The sequence below is a fragment of the Streptomyces sp. KPB2 genome (assembly GCF_003950055.1).
Lineage (GTDB): Bacteria > Actinomycetota > Actinomycetes > Streptomycetales > Streptomycetaceae > Streptomyces > Streptomyces salinarius.
Genome location: NZ_CP034353.1, coordinates 4,570,365 through 4,589,251 on the forward strand (window position 1 = coordinate 4,570,365; position 18,887 = coordinate 4,589,251).

Below are 18,887 nucleotides of genomic sequence, written 5' to 3' on the forward strand. Positions count from 1 at the left end.
GGGGGTCAGGCCAGTTGCGGCGGCAACCCCGTGCGGTGGGTCACGATCAGGCCCGACACCGCGCGGGTCAGTGCCACGTACAGCCGCCGCAGCCCCGTCCGTTCGTCCGGCTCGCCGTCGACCACCGCCTGCGGCTCGTCCAGGACCACGTAGTCGTACTCCAGGCCCTTGGCCAGCGAGGCCGGTACCAGGGTGAGGCGGGTGGCGTGGGTGGTCTCCTCGCCGGGCCCGACGTGGCCGATCCCGGCAGCCGCCAGGGCCGCCGCCAGCTCCGGCACCCGCGCGTCGGCGGCGATCAGGCCGACCGAGCCCTCCCGTTCCAGCAGCTCACGGCAGGCCGCCACCACGTCGGCCGTCCCGTCCGGGGCCGTACGGATGTCGAAGAAGCCCGGGTTCTCGCGGATCGACGCCACCGGGGTGAGGCCCGGCGCGATGTGCGGCAGCAGCCGGGAGGCGTACGCGATGACGTCCGTCGGCACGCGGAAACCGGCCGTCAGCTCCTCGACCACCGCCTCCGCCTTGCCCAGGTGCCCCAGCGCCTCCGCCCAGCTCCTGGTCGCCCACGGCGTGGTGCCCTGCGCCAGGTCGCCGAGGACGGTCGCCGAGCCGGTGGTGCAGCGCCGGCCCACCGCGCGGTACTGCATCGGGGACAGGTCCTGCGCCTCGTCGAGGACCACGTGCCCGAGGGAGTGGGTGCGCTCGATCAGGTCGGTCGCCTCGTCGATCAGCACGGCGTCGGCGGGCGACCACCTGGCCGACTTCACCGAGCGGGCCGGCTTCGCCCACAGCACCGCCTTCTGCTCCTCCTCGGTGAGAAGCCCCTCGGCGTGCTCGGCGAGAAAGTCCGCGTCGGCCAGGAGGCGCAGGACCAGCTTGGCGGGGTCGACCTGCGGCCAGACCGACTTCACCAGCGCCTTCACGGCCGCGTTGCGCGCCACCGCGTTCTGCACCCGGTCGTCCGGGGCCTCGCCGGCCCGCTCCATCTGCACCAGCACGGCGTGCGCGATCCGCTGCGGCAGCGCCTCGCGGGCGGCGCCGTAGCGGATGTCACGGGCGAGCAGCTCGCGGACGATCTCCTCCAGCTCGTACACCGGCACCCGCCAGCGGCGCGAGCCGCGCACCACGACGACGCCCTCGGTGGGCGGGACGACGTGGGAGTACAGGGCCCGGCGCAGCACCTCCGCCATCCGCGCGTCGCCCTTGATCACGGCCGTCGCCGCCTCGTCCGTGCCGCGCACCTCGACGTGGGCGACCAGGTCGTCCACGGTCGCCTGGCGGACCGTCAGCTCGCCGAGCGCCGGGAGGACCTGCTCGATGTAGTGCAGGAAGGACCGGTTCGGGCCGATGACCAGCGTGCCGGTGCGGGCCAGGCGCTCGCGGTGCGCGTACAGGAGGTAGGCCACCCGGTGCAGGCCGACGGCGGTCTTGCCGGTCCCGGGGCCGCCCTGCACGCAGACCGAGCCGGCCAGCCCGGCGCGCACGATCTCGTCCTGCTCGGGCTGGATCGTCGCCACGATGTCCCGCATCGGTCCGACGCGGGGCCGCTCGATCTCCTCCTGGAGCAGCCTGCTGGTGGTCGCCGCCTCGGCCGGGTCGAGCAGGTGCTCGTCCTCGTACGCGGTCAGGTCCCCGCCGGTGTAGCCGAAGCGGCGGCGCAGCGAGACGTCCTGCGGGTCCTTCTTCGACGCCCGGTAGAACGGCTGCGAGACCGGCGCCCGCCAGTCGATCACCATCGGGTCGCCGTCCGCGTCGTGCACGTGCCGCCGCCCGACGTAGAAGCGTTCCCCCTCCCCGCCCTCCGCCTGCTCGGCACCCGGGGCGTGCAGGTAGTCGAGCCGGCCGAAGAACAGCGGGGTCTCGCTGAGGTCGGCGAGCGCCTTGATGCGCTGCTCGATCTGCGCCTCCAGCACGGCGGCGTTGACCCAGTTCGCGGTGACGTCGGTGATGTCCAGGGACTCGACGTCCTCGCGCATGGCGCGCAGCGCGGAACGGGACGCGGCGAGGTGGGAGCGCTCTTTGGAGAGGGGGTCGTCGTGGACGGGCGTGGACAAGGGGGTGCCTCCGGATGACCTGCGGTGCGGTGGGCGCGGGACGCGCGGTGGGCCGACCGGTTTCCGTCCGGACGGCGGCACTCCGTGGGGAGGCGGGCAAGAGCGGAGATTCTAGGGGAGCGCGGACGGCGCGGGCCAACCGTTTTCTCCGCCCCGCGGTCGACCCCCGGTGCTCGACCCCTAGGGGATCACGTCCTCCGCGCTGGGGGATGCGCTCCCTCCAGGGTCGTACCGGAGGCGGCCTGGGATTGGGTCCGTGGACCGATGCCGGTCGGGGGTGGGCAGTCGCACCATGGAGACATGAGCGCAGCAACCATCTCCCCCGCCCCGGCACCGGGCCGCGCGTCCGGTGCCACGCCCGTGGCCGGCAGCCACCGGCACCGGCTCGGTGACACCCTGCGCGCCGTCAGGGTGTTCGCGGGCGCCGCCTTCGACGTCGTCGTCCTCGGCGAGTACGGCGAGGAGGCCGGCGTCCGCCGTCACTGAACGTCAGCCGAGGATTTCGTCCGCGTCCATGATCCGGTAGGCGTAGCCCTGTTCCGCCAGGAAGCGCTGGCGGTGGGCGGCGAAGTCCTGGTCGAGGGTGTCGCGGGCGACGACCGAGTAGAAGTGCGCCTGGTGGCCGTCGGCCTTCGGCCGCAGTACCCGGCCCAGGCGCTGGGCTTCCTCCTGCCGGGACCCGAAGGTGCCCGACACCTGGATGGCGACCGTCGCCTCCGGCAGGTCGATCGAGAAGTTCGCGACCTTCGACACGACGAGCACGCTGATCTCGCCCTGCCGGAAGGAGTCGAAGAGCTTCTCCCGCTGGGCGTTGGACGTCTCGCCCTTGATGACCGGCGCGCCCAGGTGCTCGCCCAGCTCGTCGAGCTGGTCGATGTACTGGCCGATGACGAGGATCTGCTGCCCGGCGAACCGCCGCACGATCGCCTCCGTCACCTTCCGCTTGGTGTCGGTCGTCGCGCAGAAGCGGTACTTCTCCTCCGCCTCGGCGGTGGCGTAGGCGAGCCGCTCGGAGTCGGTGAGGTTGACCCGGACCTCCACGCAGTCGGCGGGCGCGATGTAGCCCTGCGCCTCGATCTCCTTCCACGGCGCGTCGAACCGCTTCGGCCCGATCAGCGAGAACACGTCCGACTCGCGGCCGTCCTCCCGCACCAGGGTCGCGGTCAGACCGAGCCGCCGCCGGGCCTGGAGGTCGGCGGTGAACTTGAAGACCGGCGCGGGCAGCAGGTGCACCTCGTCGTAGACGATCAGCCCCCAGTCCCGGGAGTCGAACAGCTCCAGGTGCGGGTAGACGCCCTTCCGGCGCGTGGTCAGCACCTGGTACGTGGCGATGGTGACCGGCCGGATCTCCTTGCGGGTGCCGCTGTACTCGCCGATCTCGTCCTCGGTCAGCGAGGTGCGCTTGACCAGCTCGTGCTTCCACTGCCGGGCGGAGACGGTGTTGGTGACCAGGATCAGCGTCGTCGACCTGGCCTGCGCCATCGCACCCGCGCCGACCAGTGTCTTGCCCGCGCCGCAGGGGAGCACGACGACACCGCTGCCGCCGTGCCAGAAGTTCTCCACCGCCTGCTTCTGGTACGGGCGCAGCGCCCAGCCGTCCTCCGCCAGCTCGATCGGGTGCGCCTCGCCGTCGACGTACCCGGCGAGGTCCTCGGCCGGCCAGCCCAGCTTGAGCAGCGTCTGCTTGATCTGCCCGCGCTCGGAGGGGTGCACGGCCACCGTGTCCGGGTCGATGCGGGCCCCGACCAGCGGCGCGATCCGCTTCGACTTCAGGACCTCCTCCAGCACCGGCCGGTCGGTGGTCGTCAGGACCAGACCGTGCGCCGGGTGCTTGGAGAGGGTGAGGCGGCCGTAGCGGTCCATCGTCTCGGCGATGTCGACCAGCAGCGCGTGCGGCACCGGGTAGCGGCTGTACTCGACCAGCGCGTCCACGACCTGCTCGGCGTCGTGGCCCGCCGCCCGCGCGTTCCACAGGCCCAGCGGGGTCACCCGGTAGGTGTGGATGTGCTCCGGCGCCCGCTCCAGCTCCGCGAACGGCGCGATCGCCCTACGGCAGTCGGCGGCCTGCTCGTGGTCGACTTCGAGGAGCAGGGTCTTGTCGGACTGGACGATCAGCGGACCATTCACGGGCGGCACCCTTTCGCGTGCGTACGGCCGGACGACGGCTCGGCCAAACGTCCAGTGTGCCTGATCGCGGCGCGGGGCCTACTGGAGAGCGATGTTGATGTTGTTGATCAGCGGCCCCTCCAGCGCGGCGGCCTTGGGGGCGAGGGCCCCGAACAGTGCGGCGGCGGTGATCAGGGCGGCGACGGAGACGGCGACGGCGGAACGGGCGGTGGAACGGTCGGGACCGGGGGTGGGGGTCTTGCCGCGCATGGGGGCCTTTCGGGGTCTCGGTTCTCGGCGAAGGTCTCGGCGGGGGAGGCGGGCCGGGCCCGGAAGGGCTGGGGGTCCGGCCCGCCGGAGGGATGCGAAGGGGGACGGGTCAGAGGGTGAGGCCTCCGCCGAGGTCGATGCCGACGGCTGCGGCCTCGGCGGCGAACGCGGCGAGCAGTGCCGTGGCGGAGGTCAGGACGGTGGCGACACGGCGAACGGCAGTACGCATCGGGTTCTTCCTTTCGGTTGGTTTGCCGGGCACCCGGTGGCTGCCCGACCGCCCGTGACCCGATGCGGTTTATGAAAAAAGCTCCCTCGCAGGTGCGAATCACCCGGCGTGGCGTGCATGAACCACCGCGTACACCCGAAAGTGCGCCGCGCGTCGCACGCGGGAGCCGGTCCGGATCAGCCCGCGTCGTCGGCCAGTTCGGCCACGCCCGTGATCCGGTGCAGCGGGTAGGTGCGCACCTCGTCCGCCGTGTGGTCGTACGCCGTGACGAAGCCGCCCTCGACCCGGATCGGCGCGATCACGCGCTGGCTGGCGGCGCCCTCGGCGTTCACGTAGCCGATCCACAGCGCCTCGCCGGTCAGGACCGCCGCCTGCATCGTGGCCAGCGTCTCGGCGGCGCCCGTGCGGGGCAGCGAGCCGCTCGGCGCCTCGCCCTCGCCCTCCCCGCTCCCGGGGCCCGGCTTGCGCGGGGCCGTGGAGGCGAGATCACCGGCGCGCACGGCGCGGATCGCCGCCGCCAGGAGCGTGTCGTCGGGCGCCGGCGGACCGTCCGGGACCGGCTCGGGGGCGGCCCGGGGCGGGGTGCGGTGCGAGTCCGCGCGGGCGATCAGCACGTCGCCCGCGGCGGACTCGGCGGCCGGCGCGAACCCGATCGCGCGCAGCCCTTCGAGGAGCGCCGCCGGGTCGGCCTGCGCGGCCAGCACGGTGGGCGCGAGACGGCGCAGGCCGAGGGCGGTGGCCCGCTTGTCGGCGAGGATCTCGTCCAGCGTCGCGTCGTCGTCGCAGCGCACGTACGCCGACGCCGCGCCCACCCGCAGCCGCCCGTGCCGCCGGGCCACGTCGTCGATCAGGTACGTCAAGGGCTGCGGCACCGGCGTCCGGGAGTGCCGGGCGAGGAAGGCGTGCAGCTCGGCCGCGCTCCGCCCGGCGTCCAGCGCGCGGCGCACCGAACCCGGCGTGAACCGGTAGACCGTCGCCCCGCCCTTGGACTCCACGTCCGCCAGCACCCCCAGCACGTCGGCCAGCTCCCGCTCCAGCGGCCCCGGCGCCACCGCCGTCAGGTCGGCCTGGAGCAGCACGTGGTCCAGCGGTTCGGGGAAGAGCGGTGCCAGCAGCCGGGCGGCGGTCGCGGTGGCCGCGGCCCGTTCGGCGGGGGTCGGGGGAGTGGCCGCCGGGGGCATGCGGTGGTGGTGGACCGGGAGCTTGTCGCCCGGACCCTCGGGCTCTGACTCCTGCGCCTGCGCCGCCGGACGGGGTGCCTCGGGGGCGCCGATCAGGGCCCGCCCCGGCGCCGCCAGCGCACCGCGCCCGGTGACGCCCAGCAGCTCGGCCTCGGACAGCGTCCACCGGGCGATCCGGCTGCGCAGGTCGTCGTCCCTCGCCTCACCGGTCCCGGTCTCCCGCTGTTGCCGTTGCGGGCCGCGCAGGGGACGTTCCCAGCGCAGCCGGGCCAGCACCGACGCCTCGACGGGCGAGGCACCCTCGGGCAGCCCCGCCAGCAGGGCCAGCACCCGGTGCCGCACCTCCGGCGCCGCCGAGCGGTCCAGGTTCGGGCCCAGCGCCGAGAGCGTACGGTCCTTGGCGTCCCGCCCGCCGACCACGCCCGGCGTCCGGGTGGCCGTCAGCCACGTCCCCGCCAGGTGCGCCCAGCGCTCGGCGGGCGGCAGCTCGCGCCACTCGTCGTACGCCGGGGTCGCCGCGTACCGCTCGTCCGCCTCTCCGTCGGAGGCGATCAGACCGGCGCCGTAGGCCAGTTCGACCCAGAACGCGGCGACCGGCTCGGGCACGTCCAGCGCGACGGCGGTCCGCTTCAGGTCGCGCACGCTCAGGCCGCCGGCCCGCAGCACCGCCGGGCCGCCCTCGTCCCACTCCTTCAGCAGCTCCTCCACGGTCGCCAGCGCCGCCAGCGCCTGCCCGGCCGCGGTGGCGTCCACAACCTGTGGACGGTGTGTGGCGGCGGCCTCCACCGCCGGCGGCACCGGCTCCGGCGTCCGGTGCGCCCGGCCCGCGCGCAGATGCAGGGCGACCTCGCGGGGCAGCACCACCGTGCCGGGCGCGGTCGGCAGCAGCAGGCCCCGGTCGAGGAGGGCGCGCAGGTGGGCGGCGGGGTCGTGGGTGACCTGGCCGTACGGTGGCCCCCACACCAGCCGGTCCAGCACCTCCCGGGACTCCTCCGGCAGCTCGGCGAGGAGCGCCGCCATGCGCCGCCGGTCGGCGAACAGGGCGCCGAGCGCGGACACGGCGGACACCGAGTCGTGGGTGGAGGGCAGGCCGACGGCGCCGAGGATCTCCTGGATCCGGCCCGGCGACATCCCCGCCGTCGCCTCCCGCACGGACGGACCGAGCCCCGTCGGGGACGGGTGCTGCGGGGAGGGCGCGAGCAGCTCACGGGCGGTGCGCACCAGCCGCAGCCGGTCGTCGGCGCCCCACACCAGCGCCTGTTCGCGCAGCAGGGCGACGGCCCGGGGCAGCGCGGCCGCGACGGCCGGGTCCTCCTCGTCGCCGGCCATCAGGGCGAGCAGCCCGCCGTACGACGCCGGGTCCGGCGCCACGGCCAGCGCCTCGGCCGTCTGCAGCGCGAACCGGTCAAGACGCTCCAGCGCCCGTACGACCGAGGCGCGGGTGCCGGCGCGGGTGGCGAGCTGGGTGAGGTCGGTCGGCACGGGGGTGATGAGGTCGGGACGGCTGCGCAGGAGGGCGGCCAGCGAGACGTCGTCCCTGACGCGGAGCGCCTCCGCGAGGGACCGGGGGGCCGCGGACTTCTCCTCGGTGCTCATCCTGCTCACGTTAGCGGGTGGGTGCGACGGCGGAGGTGTGCGTGCGCGGGCGCGGTGCCGTCGGCCGGACGGGGAGGATTCGGTACCTTCGTCCGACGGGGTACGTCGGGGTACCACAACGCACCGCCCCGGAGGGGAACGTGGGGATCGAGAGCGACCAGGTCGTCTTCGAGTATCTGAGCCGCGTCGGCGACGTGGCCCAGCAGCGGCAGCTGCCGTCGGCCACCCGTATGCGGCTGGTGTCGGAGCTGCGCAACGAGATCGACCGGCACCGTGCCAAGACCACCGTGGACAGCCCCGCCGCCGTCCGCCGCATCCTGGACCGGCTGGGCGACCCGGACGACATCGTCACCGCGGCGGGCGGCGCGAGCGGCGCACGGCAGCAGGCGCCTGCCCCCACCGCCGTACCCGAGCAGCGGGACCCCGAGCCACGCGACGCCACGCCCCGTGACGCCCAGCGGCGCAGGGGCCGGCGGCGCCCCGCACCCGAGGCCCCGGCCGGGCCCCCGGCCGCCTCCCCTCCCCACCTGGCGAGCGCGCGGGAACTGGGCGACGCCGAGGAGGGACAGCCGGACTGGTGGCGGGTCGACGACGGCCCCTTCGCCGGTACGGGCACCCTCGGCGACAGCGTCCCCGGATTCGTCGGCGGCGTCGAGATCCCGGAGCTGCTGAGGAAGCCGCCGAGCGTGGAGGACGAGGCGGCGCGGAAGGAGACCGCCGGGTCGAAGACCCCGGTGGAGGAGGCCGAGGAGCCGGCCGCCGGGCCGGTCGGGAAGCGGGAGGGGCGCCGCCTGCCCCGCATGTGGCCCGAGGGCGGCTGGAACAACCCCCTGCTGCTGCTCGCCGCGGCCCTCCTGATCGTCGGCGCCGTACTCGGCAGCCTCGTCCCCCTCGGCCTCGGCTGGCTGATCGCCTACCTCTCCCGCCGGCTGACCCCGGCCCAGACGAAGTGGGCGGTCCTGGGCCTGCCCGGCACGGTCGCCGCCGCCGGGGCCGTCTGGCTGTGGGGCCGCACCCAGGGGCGCTGGGGCGACGAGATCACCGAGGGCCACCTGAACGAGGCCGTCGCGGACACCTGGCCCTGGGTCCTGCGCGGAGCCGCCGTCGCCACGGCCCTCTACCTTCTGTGGCGCTCCCGCCGCTCCCGCGGCTGACGGGGCCCTTCGGCCGCCACGTCCGTCGGCCCCCGGGACCGTGGCTCCCGGATGCTTGGCGGGGCGCGTCACGGTGGCCGTACCAGGGGGCTCCGCCCCCTGGACCCCCGGCCTGTGCCCACCCACCACCCGACTCGGTGGGCTGAAAAGTGAACGCCCGGGCGACGGGCCGGCGCGCGGCGGGGGGCTACGCCGGCGGGGCTTGCGCCCGCCCCCCGCGCCCGCCCGTCTCGGCGGTCGGCGGGGCATGTGCCCGGCCGCTCCCGCGCGCCCTGTCCCGGTGGCTGACGGCGCCTGCCCTCCCCCACAGGGCTCGCCCCCGGCGGAGTCGGGCGTCCGGCAGGTACGTGCTCGGCCGGGCCCGTTCGGTGCCCGGCACAATGGGGGTCATGGCCTCCACGACCCGCCCCGCGCCCACCGTCGGTTTCGACCTCGACATGACGCTGATCGACTCACGGCCCGGCATCCGCGCCTGCTACCTGGAGCTGAGCGCGCGCACGGGGACGTACGTGGACGCCGACCTGGCCGTCACCCGGCTCGGGCCGCCGCTGGCCGAGGAGCTGGCGAACTGGTTCCCGGCCGGGGAGATCGAGGCCGTCGCCGACCTGTACCGGGAGATCTACCCGGCGTACGCGATCGAGCCCACCCTCGCGCTGACGGGCGCCCGCGAGGCCGTCGCCGCCGTGCGCGAGGCAGGCGGACGGGCGATCGTCGTCACCGCCAAGTACGAGCCGAACGCCAAGCTGCACCTGGCCCACCTCGGCATCGAGCCGGACGCCGTGATCGGCGGCCTGTGGGCCGAGCAGAAGGCCGCCGCGCTGCGCGAGCACGACGCGGACGTCTACGTCGGCGACCACGTCGGCGACGTACGCGGAGCCCGCGCCGCCGGCGCCCTCTCGGTGGCCGTGGCGAGCGGACCCTGCGACGCCGACGAGCTGCGCGCGGCCGGCGCGGACGTGGTCCTCGCCGACCTCACACGGTTCCCGGCATGGCTCGCGGCCTACTGCGAGGGCGACACCGAGGGGCTCGACGCGGCGCGCGCCTGACGCCGCCCCGCGGCGACCGACCGGAGCACCCCGGCACCGGCGACCAGGAAGCCCACTCCCATCAGCATGCTCAGCCCGAACATGAAGGTGGGAAAGGGCGTCGTGCCCAGCAGCAGCGGGGCCACCGTGACCAGCGTGGCCACGGCGCCGACGAAGAAGACGATCGCACCGGCGCGGATCAGCCGGTCACCCGGCGCGGCGGAATTCGTTTGGGTTTGTTCACGCACCCGACCAGGGTAGTTCCCAGGCCTGGAGAACAGCCGGGGGACGTCTTGTCACCCGGCCGATCACCATTAGCCTGGGTACCGGCGGGTCCGGACGACCCGCCCGAGTGCTATCAAGAGCCGTTTCCGAGCATATTTCCGAGCAGTTTTCCCGACGAGTACGAGGACGAGGACAGACGTGCCTACCGGCAAGGTCAAGTGGTTCAACAGCGAGAAGGGCTTCGGCTTTCTCTCCCGTGACGACGGCGGTGACGTCTTCGTCCATTCCTCGGTCCTCCCCGCCGGAGTCGAGAGCCTGAAGCCGGGGCAGCGCGTCGAGTTCGGTGTCGTCGCCGGTCAGCGCGGTGACCAGGCGCTGTCGCTCGCCCTGCTCGATCCGGCCCCCTCGGTCGCGGCCGCACAGCGCAAGAAGCCGGACGAGCTGGCCTCCATCGTGCAGGACCTGACGACCCTCCTGGAGAACATCACGCCGATGCTGGAGCGCGGCCGCTACCCCGAGAAGACGGCGGGCAAGAAGATCGCCGGGCTGCTCCGCGCGGTCGCGGACCAGCTCGACGTCTGATCCGATCCCCGTCCCGCTTACGGGAACGCGAGCGCGTCCGGGCCGAGGGCCGGTACGAGTCCCTCGGCCGCCGCGCGCGTCAGCAGGCCCCGGACCGCCGCATAGCCGTCCTCGCCGAGGTCGGCGGTGAACTCGTTGACGTACAGCCCGATGTGCTGGTCGGCGACGGCCGGGTCCATCTCCTGCGCGTGCTCCATGACGTACGGCCGGGACGCCTCGGGGTCGTCCCAGGCCGCGCGGACGGAGCCGCGGACGGCGTCGGCGAGGCGGTTCAGCGTCTCGGCGCCCAGCGAGCGCTTCGCGATGATCGCGCCGAGCGGGATCGGCAGCCCGGTCGTCCGCTCCCAGTGCTCGCCCATGTCGGCGAGCTTGTGCAGCCCGTAGTTCTGGTACGTGAAGCGCGCCTCGTGGATCACCAGGCCCGCGTCAACCTTCCCGTCCCGCACGGCCGGCATGATCTCGTGGAAGGGCATGACCACGATCTCGCCGACGCCGCCGGGCACCGTGTCCGCCGCCCACAGGCGGAAGAGCAGGTAGGCGGTGGAGGTCTCGCTGGGCACCGCGACCGTGCGGCCCCCGAGGCCGGCGTCCGCCTCCCGCGTCAGCACCAGCGGGCCGCAGCCCCGGCCGAGCGCGCCGCCGCAGGGCAGCAGGGCGTACTCGCCGAGCACGTACGGCAGTACGGCGTACGACACCTTCAGTACGTCGAACTCGCCGCGCTCGGCCATGCCGTTGGTGATGTCGATGTCCGCGAAGGTCACGTCGAGGGCGGGGGCGCCGGGGACGCGGCCGTGGGCGAGGGCGTCGAAGACGAAGGTGTCGTTCGGGCAGGGGGAGTACGCGATCTGCAGCGTGTCAGCGCTCATGTGGGTTCCAACTCCTGAGGACGGGGGCGAGCTTCCCGAAGGCGTCCGTCAGCGCCGCGAGGGCCTCGCCGATGCGCCAGGCGGCACGGTCGCGGGGGCCCACCGGGTTGGAGACCGCGCGCAGTTCCAGCACCGGCACGCCGTGCGCGGCGGCGGCCTCGGCGACGCCGAAGCCCTCCATGCCCTCGGCCAGCGCGCCCGGGTGGCGCTCGCGCAGCAGCGTGGCGCGGGCCGCGGTGCCGGTGACGGTGGACCCGGTCAGGACGGTGCCGGGGCGGGCGCCGGTCGCGTCGGCGACGGCGGCGACGAGGCCGGCGGGCGGGTGGTGGGTGACGGTGCCGAAGCCGAGTTCGGTGACCGGCAGGAAGCCGTCGGCGGTCTCGGCGCCCAGGTCGGCCGCGGTGATCGTGTCGGCGACGACGAGTGAGCCGACGGGCGCGTGCGGGGCGAAGCCGCCGCCGATGCCGGCCGAGACGACCAGGTCGTAGGGGCTGCCGTCGAGCGCGGCGGCGGTCAGGGCGGCGGCCGTGGAGGCGGCGGCGAGGGCCGGACCGACCCCGGCGGCCAGCAGGTCCCAGCCGTCGGGCAGCCGGTGCAGGGCGATCCCGGGGCGGGACACCTCGGTGCCCGGCGCCGGGAACGCCCGAGCCACCGCGTCCCGTTCGACGGGGACCGCGGTGGCCACGAGGAGGTGCGGGGAGGACGTGGGCGGTCAGTCCTTCTTCAGCTCGAAGACCCACACACCGGTGATGTTCTGGCTGTCGTCCTTGCCGTCCCGCACGGCGACGGCGACGTTCGTCGAGTCGCCCTGGGCGCCGTACTGGGCGTTGAAGAAGACGCTGCCGGGCACGGTGCGGTAGGTCTTGTCGCTGTCCTCGACCAGCTGCTGACCGTTCATCAGGATCGTCCAGTGCTTGTCCGCGATGTCCGGGTCGACACCGAAGCGCACGGTCTCGTCCTGGTCGACGGTGATGGACTTCGCGTCCTTGTCCTTCAGGCACTTGGTGATCTCGTCGGCCGAAAGGGTCTTGCCCTCTCCGCCGCAGGTGGCCTCGGAGCTGACCGAGTCACTGCCGACCGTGATCGTCGCGATCGGGGTCGGTTCGTCACAGGCGGACAGCAGGAGAAGTCCGGCGGACACGGCGCCTACGGCGGCGACGGCGCGGCGGCGTCGCACAACGCGGTGTCCGAGAGCGGCGGTGCCGCGGGGCAACGTGGTCATGGCGGAAGGCTATACGGCGCTCCTGCCCCGCTCCCCACCTGGGTACGGCGTGGCGTGGTCACGCCACCCTCGGCCGAGTCCTGCCCCCGTGCCGCGCCGAGTCGAGCAGCCCCCGTACGGTCGTCAGCCACCCGGCGGCGACGATCGCGGCGGCCACCGACAGGCCCAGCGTGCCGTTGAGCGGCAGCACGATGCCGACGGCGCCGCCGAGCACCCAGGAGACCTGGAGCAGCGTCTCCGAGCGGGCGAACGCCGACGTGCGCACCAGCTCCGGCACGTCGCGCTGGATCAGCGCGTCCAGGGACAGCTTGGCCAGCGCCTGCGCGAACCCGGCGACCGCGGCCAGACAGGCCACCAGGAAGGCGCTGAAGAACACCGCGGCGACCACCGCCGCGCCCAGCACGATCGCGACCACCGTCACGATGATGACCTCCGGCGCGCGGGAGCGCAGCCAGGCCCCGACCGCCGTGCCCAGCGCGTTGCCCGCGCCGGCCGCGACGCCCACTATGCCGAGCGACACCGCCGCGCTCTGGCCGGTCATCGGGTGCACCCGCAGCAGGAACGCCAGGAAGAAGATCAGGAAGCCGGTCAGGCAGCGGATGGCGGCGTTGGCGGCCAGCGCGTGCGTCACCGCCGGGCCCACCGTGCGCAGCCCGGGACGCTTGCCCCGCCCCCGCAGCGGCCCCGGCAGGTGCCCCTCGTCGGCGGCGAGCAGCGCCCGGTCCTCGCCGCGCGCCGAGTCGACCTTGCGCGGCAGCGTGAACGACAGCACGGTGCCCGCCACGAAGATCAGGAACGCGCCGTACAGCGGCCAGCGCGGCCCCACCTGCTGGAGCCCCGCGCCGATCGGCGCCGCGACGCCGGTGGCCAGCAGCCCGCACAGCGTGACCCGGGAGTTCGCCTTCACCAGGGAGACCCGGGGCGGCAGCAGCCGCGGCACCACCGCGCTCCGGACCACGCCGTACGCCTTCGAGGCGACCAGTACGCCCAGCGCGGCCGGGTACAGCTCGATGCCGCCGGTGGCGACCGCGCCCGACAGCACCAGCGCGAGCAGCGCGCGGGCGCCCATCGCGCACGCCATCGCCGCGCGGCGGCCGTGCGGCAGCCGGTCCAGGAGCGGGCCGATCACCGGGGCGAGGAGCGTGAACGGCGCCATGGTGATCGCCAGGTACAGCGCGACCCGCCCGCGTGCCTCGTCGGTGGGGACGGAGAAGAAGACGGTGGAGGCGAGCGCGACGGTGATCATCACGTCCCCGGCGCCGTTCACCCCGTGCAGCTCGATCAGCTTGCCGAGGCCCGACTCGCCGGCGCCGTGCGCGTGCGTGGCCCGCCGGATGCCGCGCGCGGTACCGGTCACCGGGAGGCGCAGCGCCCGGCCGAGCGCACGGAACCGGGCGCCGGGGCCCCGCCCACGGCCCCCGCGCTTGAACTCCGTCCGTGCGGCTGCCACCCCGTCATAGTGCCCCGTCGGCGGCGGCTGTAGCGTCGATACGGCACGGATGGCGGTGATCGGGTCGGGTGACACCGGGGCCGGCGCCACGCGGGAACGCCGGGTCGTACCCCGCCGAAACTCCCGTCGGTGTAGGCCCAGCGCACATGAACAGGTAGCGTGCGTAGCGCGCCGTGGCGAACGTTCTCGGCCGCGCGCCGTACGGCCATCCCGCAGAATGGATGACCTAGGTGCGCCCGAGCGCGATCGGGCGCGGACGTCGACGCGGTCCACAGGTCCGCTCCGTCCGCCCCTCGCAGGCAGCGGCGCACTCGTGAGACGGCGTATGGAGAGAAGCGATACCTGTGAGCGCAGCGACAACGCGAAGCCGCACCCCTGACCGCCTGTGCGCCGAGGCCGTCGACCTCGCGCGGGGCGCAGCCGAGGAGGCCGCCGCCCCCGGCGTCGTCGGCGAGCACGAGGGGATGGTGTCGGAGGGCGACCGGGTCGTCACGCACTTCTTCGCCTGCAAGGAGATGGGCTACCGGGGCTGGCGCTGGGCCGTGACGGTGGCCCGCGCCTCCCGCGCGAAGATCGTCACGGTGGACGAGGCGGTGCTGCTGCCCGGGCCCGACGCGCTTCTCGCCCCCGAGTGGGTGCCGTGGAGCGAGCGGCTGCGCCCCGGCGACATGGGCCCCGGCGACCTGCTGCCCACCGACGCGGAGGATCTGCGCCTGGAGCCCGGCTGGACCGGCGAGGACGAGCCGCCGCCCAACTCGGCCGTCTCCCACGAGATGGCCGACCTGGTCGAGGCCGAGGACGCCGAGGTGACCGCCGGGCCGCCCGCCGAGCTGTCCACCGTCCCGGCCCGCGGCACGATCTCGGCGGTCGCCGAGGAGCTGGGCCTGCGCCGCACCCGGGTGCTGTCCCGGTACGGGCTGCACGTCGCCGCCGACCGCTGGGAGGAGGGCTACGGCCCCAAGACCGCGATGGCCCAGGCGGCCCCCGCCTCCTGCGTCAGCTGCGGCTTCCTCGCGCGCATCGGCGGCTCGCTCGGGCAGGCCTTCGGGGTGTGCGCCAACGAGTTCTCCCCGGCGGACGGGCACGTGGTGTCGCTGGCCTACGGGTGCGGCGGGCACTCCGAGGCGGCGGTCATGCCGAAGCCGCCGCGGGTGGCTCCGCCGGTGATCGACGAGACGCGGGTGGATCCGTTTCCGCTGCGGCCGGCCGCGGATTCGGGGTCGGTGCCGGTGGCCGAGGACCAGGCCTCGGCGGAGCTGGGGCATTCGTAAGGTGCGGGTGCGTTCTCGGGTGCGGGTGTGTGGGTGGCTGAGGTCCCTGGGGGCTGCGCCCCCAGACCCCCGTCGGCCTTGACGGCCTCGTCCTCAAACGCCGGACGGGCTGAATGATGCCGGCCGGGGTCCAGGGCGCGGCGGGCTGGATGGTGTTCGGCCGGGGTTCAGGGCGCGGCGGGCTGGATGGTGTTCGGCCGGGGTCCAGGGCGCGGCGGGCTGGATGTGCCGGCCGGGGCGCGGGGCGCGGCGGGCTGGATGGTGTTCGACCGGCGTCCAGGGCGCGACGGGCTGGATGGTGCCGGCCGGGGCGCAGGGCGCGAGGGGCTGGATGGTGCCGGCCGGGGTCCAGGGCACGGCGGGGCCGGATGGTGTCGGTCGGCGTCGTGCGTGGGGTGGCGGTCGGGGCGGTACCTTCGTGGTCCGTCGATGAGGAGAGTCACCGTGAGCATGTTCGTACGGCCTGCCGCCGAGGGTGCCGATCCGTTCGGTACGGCACGGCTGCGGCGCGGGGTGCTGGACGCCTGGGCGACGAGCCCGGCCCGGTTCCGTGAGGACGCCAACGCGGAGGAGGACCTCGTCCTCGGCGGCTACCGCGACCGGCTGGTCGTCGAACTCGCGCAGAACGCCGCCGACGCCGCCGCCCGCTCCGGCGTGCCCGGACGGCTCCGGCTGACCCTTCGCGACGGTGTCCTCGTTGCCGCCAACACCGGCGCCCCGCTGGACGCGGCCGGCGTCGAGTCGCTGTCCACGCTGCGCGCCTCCGCCAAGCGGGACGCGGGGGACGGCTCGGTCGGCCGGTTCGGGGTGGGCTTCGCCGCCGTCCTGGCCGTCACCGACGAGCCCGCCGTGGTCGGCCGGCACGGCGGGGTGCGCTGGTCGCTGGCCGAGGCCCGCGACCTGGCCGCCGAGACCGCCCGGCACAGCCCCGGCCTGGGCGACGAGATCCGGCGGCGCGACGGACACGTACCGCTGCTGCGGCTGCCGTTCCCCGCCGAGGGCAGCGCCCCCGCCCCGTACGACACGGCCGTCATCCTGCCGCTGCGCGACACGGCCGCCGCCGACCTCGCCGAACGGCTCCTGCGCGCCGTGGACGACGCCCTGCTGCTGGCCCTGCCGGGCCTGGCGGAGGTGGTGATCGAGGCCGGGGACGAGGTGCGCACGCTCTCCCGCCGGACCGAGGACGCGCTGACCGTGGTGGAGGACTCCGCCCACGGCGTCACCCGCTGGCGGACCGCCGCCGCGCACGGCCCGCTCACCCCCGACCTGCTCGCCGACCGGCCGGTCGAGGAGCGGCTGCGCCCCCACTGGTCCGTGACCTGGGCGGTGCCCGTCGACGCCGACGGCGCCCCCGAACGCCCTCGCACCAGCCCCGTGGTCCACGCGCCCACCCCCAGTGACGAGCCGCTCGGCGTGCCCGCCCTGCTCGTCGCCTCCTTCCCGCTGGACGCCACCCGCCGGCACACCGCGCCGGGGCCGCTGACCGACTTCCTGACGGAACGGGCCGCCGACGCCTACGCCGGGCTGCTCGCCGACTGGCGGCCGGTCACCGTCGGCCTCATCGACCTGGTGCCCGGCGCGCTGGGCCGGGGCGAACTGGACGGCGCGCTGCGGCAGGCGATCCTCGGCCGGCTGCCCCGTACGTCCTTCCTCCCGCCCGCCGTCCCCTCCGGGGGCGAGGACGCGGAGGACGACCTTCCGGAGTCGCTGCGGCCCCGTGACGCAGAGGTGGTGGAGGGCGCGGGCGCCGACACCGTGCGGGTGCTGGCCGAGGTGCTGCCGACCCTGCTGCCCGCCGGTCTGGAACGCCGCGCCGAGCTGCGCACGCTGGGTGTGGCCCGGGTGCCGCTGACCGACGCGGTCGACCGGCTGGCTGGCCTGGAGAAGGCTCCCGGCTGGTGGTGGCGGCTCTACGACAGCCTCGCCGGGGTCGACCCCGACCGGCTGTCCGGGCTGCCGGTGCCGCTCGCGGACGGCCGTACGACCATTGGGCCCCGGCAGGTGCTGCTGCCGTCCCCGGAGGCCGCCTCCCTCGACCCGGAGGTCCTCACCCGGCTCGGCCTCAAAGTCGCCCACCCGGACGCCGCGCACCCGCTCCTGGAGAAGCTCGGCGCCCTCCCGGCCACCCCGCGCGCCGTGCTCACCACTCCGCAGGTGAGGGCCGCCGTCGCCGCCTCCCTGGACGACGAGGGCGCGACGAACTGGGAGGAGGACACCCTCGACGCCGACGAACTGGCCGACACCGTCCTCGGCCTGGTCCGCGACGCCGGGCTCGACGCCGGCGACGAGCCCTGGCTGGGCGCCCTCGCGCTGCCCGACGAGGACGGCGAACTCTCCCCGGCGGGCGAACTCGTCTTCCCCGGCGGCCCCTTCGCCCGGGTCATGCGCGAGGACGAACTCGCCGCCGTGGACGCGGAACTCGCCGAGAAGTGGGGCCCCGAGCCGCTGGCCGCCTGCGGCGTCCTCGTCACCTTCGCCCTGGTCCGCGCCACCGACGTCGTCCTGGACCCCGACGAACTGGAGCCCCGCGAAGGAGACTTCGCCGAGCCCGACGACGCGGGACTCCTCGACGCCGTGGACGTGTGGAGCGAGGACGTCCTCGACCGGTTCCCGGACAGCCCCGTCCCGCCGGTCGCCACCGAGATCGTCGCCGTGCGCGACCTCGACCTCGTGGGCGACGACCACTGGCCCGAGGCCCTCGCCCTGCTGTCCCGGCCGCCGCTGCGCGACGCCCTCGTCCAGCCCGTCCGCGTCCTGCTGCACGACGGCACCCACGAGGTCGTACGGCCGTACACCGCGTGGTGGCTGCGCGGGCACCCGGTGCTCGGTGGCCGCCGCCCGGCAGGGCTCCGCGCCGCGGGCGGCGACCCGCTGCTGCGGGGCCTGTACGACGAGGCCGACGCGACCGGTTTCGAGGACGAGCAGGTACTGCGGGCGCTGGGCGTACGCACCTCGGTCGCCGCCCTCCTCGACGAGCCCGGCGGCGCGGCCGAACTCCTGGACCGCCTCGCCGAACCCGACCGCCCGGTCACGGCCGCCCAACTGCACGCCCTGTACGGCGCGCTGGCCGACCTCGACCCCGAGCAGGTCACCCTGCCGGACGAGGTGCGGGCCGTGGTCGACGGCGAGGTGCGCGTGGTGGACGCCGCCGACGCCGTCGTGGTCGACTCGCCCGACCTGCTGCCCTTCACGTCCGGCGTCCCGCTGCTGCCGGTCCGCCCGGCCCGGGCCGCCGAACTGGCCGAGCTGTTCCAGGTGCGGCGCCTGAGCGAGTCCGTCACCGGCCGCGTCGACTCCGAGGGCGCCGAGCACGACGTGCCGGAGCCGGTGCGGGTGCTGCTGGGGGCGCGGACCCCGGCGTCGTACGTGGAGCACGAGGAACTGGTCGTCGACGGCGTGGAGATCGACTGGCGCCTCACCGACGACGGTGCGCTGCACGCCGCGACCCTGGAGGGCGTCGCGGCCGGCCTCGCCTGGGCGGCGGGCCAGTGGCCCCGCCGCTTCGAGGTGGCCGCCCTCCTGGAGGACGAGTCGAGGACGGAGGAGCTGGCGAGGGACCGCTGGTTCGACTGACAGTTCCTGGTAAGCGACGGGAGTACAGCGCGCCCCCGTTTTTAGGGGCGCGAGGAACTGCGCGACCAGCCACGACGGCGCCGCGG

At 75.0% G+C, this 18,887-nt stretch carries 15 protein-coding genes; 6 read left to right on the plus strand and 9 right to left on the minus strand.

Going from position 1 to position 18,887, the window contains the following annotated elements; translation table 11 throughout:
* Positions 1-5: 5 nt before the first annotated feature.
* Positions 6-2,051 (minus strand): ATP-binding domain-containing protein, encoded by a 2,046-nt coding sequence (locus D1J63_RS20515; protein WP_125630606.1) that lies wholly within the window; start codon positions 2,049-2,051, stop codon positions 6-8.
* A gap of 300 nt (positions 2,052-2,351) precedes the next feature.
* Between D1J63_RS20515 and D1J63_RS20520 the strand changes: the two genes are divergently transcribed.
* Positions 2,352-2,537 carry a hypothetical protein gene (locus tag D1J63_RS20520; protein ID WP_003974657.1) on the plus strand — a complete coding sequence of 62 codons (186 nt, stop codon included), beginning with the start codon at positions 2,352-2,354 and terminating at the stop codon, positions 2,535-2,537.
* Positions 2,538-2,540: 3 nt separating this feature from the next.
* Here the strand turns inward: D1J63_RS20520 and D1J63_RS20525 are convergent, their stop codons facing one another.
* The 3 genes from D1J63_RS20525 to D1J63_RS20540 all read right to left on the minus strand — a co-directional run bounded on the left by D1J63_RS20525 (position 2,541) and on the right by D1J63_RS20540 (position 7,433).
* Positions 2,541-4,178 carry a DNA repair helicase XPB gene (locus D1J63_RS20525; RefSeq protein ID WP_125630610.1) on the minus strand — a complete coding sequence of 546 codons (1,638 nt, stop codon included), beginning with the start codon at positions 4,176-4,178 and terminating at the stop codon, positions 2,541-2,543.
* 78 nt (positions 4,179-4,256) lie between these two features.
* Positions 4,257-4,427, minus strand: coding sequence for a hypothetical protein (locus tag D1J63_RS20530; protein ID WP_125630612.1), 171 nt, complete (start codon positions 4,425-4,427; stop codon positions 4,257-4,259).
* Positions 4,428-4,832: 405 nt separating this feature from the next.
* Positions 4,833-7,433, minus strand: coding sequence for a helicase C-terminal domain-containing protein (locus tag D1J63_RS20540; RefSeq protein ID WP_125630616.1), 2,601 nt, complete (start codon positions 7,431-7,433; stop codon positions 4,833-4,835).
* A 140-nt stretch (positions 7,434-7,573) separates the two neighbouring features.
* On the opposite strand from D1J63_RS20540, the gene D1J63_RS20545 reads away from it, so the two are divergent.
* Both D1J63_RS20545 and D1J63_RS20550 read left to right on the plus strand, forming a co-directional pair.
* Positions 7,574-8,587, plus strand: coding sequence for a hypothetical protein (locus D1J63_RS20545; RefSeq protein ID WP_164712904.1), 1,014 nt, complete (start codon positions 7,574-7,576; stop codon positions 8,585-8,587).
* Positions 8,588-8,976: 389 nt separating this feature from the next.
* Positions 8,977-9,633: a haloacid dehalogenase-like hydrolase gene (locus D1J63_RS20550; RefSeq protein WP_125630620.1), complete on the plus strand. Its 657-nt coding sequence runs from the start codon at positions 8,977-8,979 to the stop codon at positions 9,631-9,633.
* On the opposite strand, the gene D1J63_RS20555 is transcribed toward D1J63_RS20550, so the two are convergent.
* A complete protein-coding gene (locus D1J63_RS20555; RefSeq protein WP_125630622.1) occupies positions 9,588-9,860 on the minus strand; it encodes a hypothetical protein in 273 nt (90 codons plus the stop codon). The genes D1J63_RS20550 and D1J63_RS20555 overlap by 46 nt on opposite strands.
* 175 nt (positions 9,861-10,035) lie before the next feature.
* Between D1J63_RS20555 and D1J63_RS37575 the strand changes: the two genes are divergently transcribed.
* Positions 10,036-10,419: a cold-shock protein gene (locus D1J63_RS37575; protein WP_003974650.1), complete on the plus strand. Its 384-nt coding sequence runs from the start codon at positions 10,036-10,038 to the stop codon at positions 10,417-10,419.
* Between the two features lie 17 nt (positions 10,420-10,436).
* On the opposite strand, the gene D1J63_RS20565 is transcribed toward D1J63_RS37575, so the two are convergent.
* From D1J63_RS20565 to D1J63_RS20580, 4 genes are read right to left on the minus strand one after another with little or no spacing between them, the layout of a single operon-like run.
* A complete protein-coding gene (locus tag D1J63_RS20565) occupies positions 10,437-11,285 on the minus strand; it encodes a 1,4-dihydroxy-6-naphthoate synthase (protein ID WP_125630624.1) in 849 nt (282 codons plus the stop codon).
* A complete protein-coding gene (locus D1J63_RS20570; RefSeq protein WP_125630626.1) occupies positions 11,275-11,970 on the minus strand; it encodes a futalosine hydrolase in 696 nt (231 codons plus the stop codon). Before D1J63_RS20570 ends, D1J63_RS20565 begins: the two co-directional genes overlap by 11 nt.
* Positions 11,971-11,997: 27 nt before the next feature.
* Positions 11,998-12,507: a DUF2771 domain-containing protein gene (locus D1J63_RS20575; protein WP_176154873.1), complete on the minus strand. Its 510-nt coding sequence runs from the start codon at positions 12,505-12,507 to the stop codon at positions 11,998-12,000.
* Between the two features lie 58 nt (positions 12,508-12,565).
* Positions 12,566-13,957 carry an MFS transporter gene (locus D1J63_RS20580; RefSeq protein ID WP_125630628.1) on the minus strand — a complete coding sequence of 464 codons (1,392 nt, stop codon included), beginning with the start codon at positions 13,955-13,957 and terminating at the stop codon, positions 12,566-12,568.
* Between the two features lie 344 nt (positions 13,958-14,301).
* Here D1J63_RS20580 and D1J63_RS20585 point away from each other — a divergent pair, with 344 nt between their 5' ends.
* Both D1J63_RS20585 and D1J63_RS20590 read left to right on the plus strand, forming a co-directional pair.
* Entirely contained in the window at positions 14,302-15,228 is a 927-nt protein-coding gene (locus D1J63_RS20585; protein WP_102929150.1) for a DUF3027 domain-containing protein, read from the plus strand.
* A gap of 444 nt (positions 15,229-15,672) precedes the next feature.
* A complete protein-coding gene (locus D1J63_RS20590; RefSeq protein ID WP_125630630.1) occupies positions 15,673-18,801 on the plus strand; it encodes a molecular chaperone Hsp90 in 3,129 nt (1,042 codons plus the stop codon).
* The last annotated feature ends 86 nt before the right edge of the window (positions 18,802-18,887 follow it).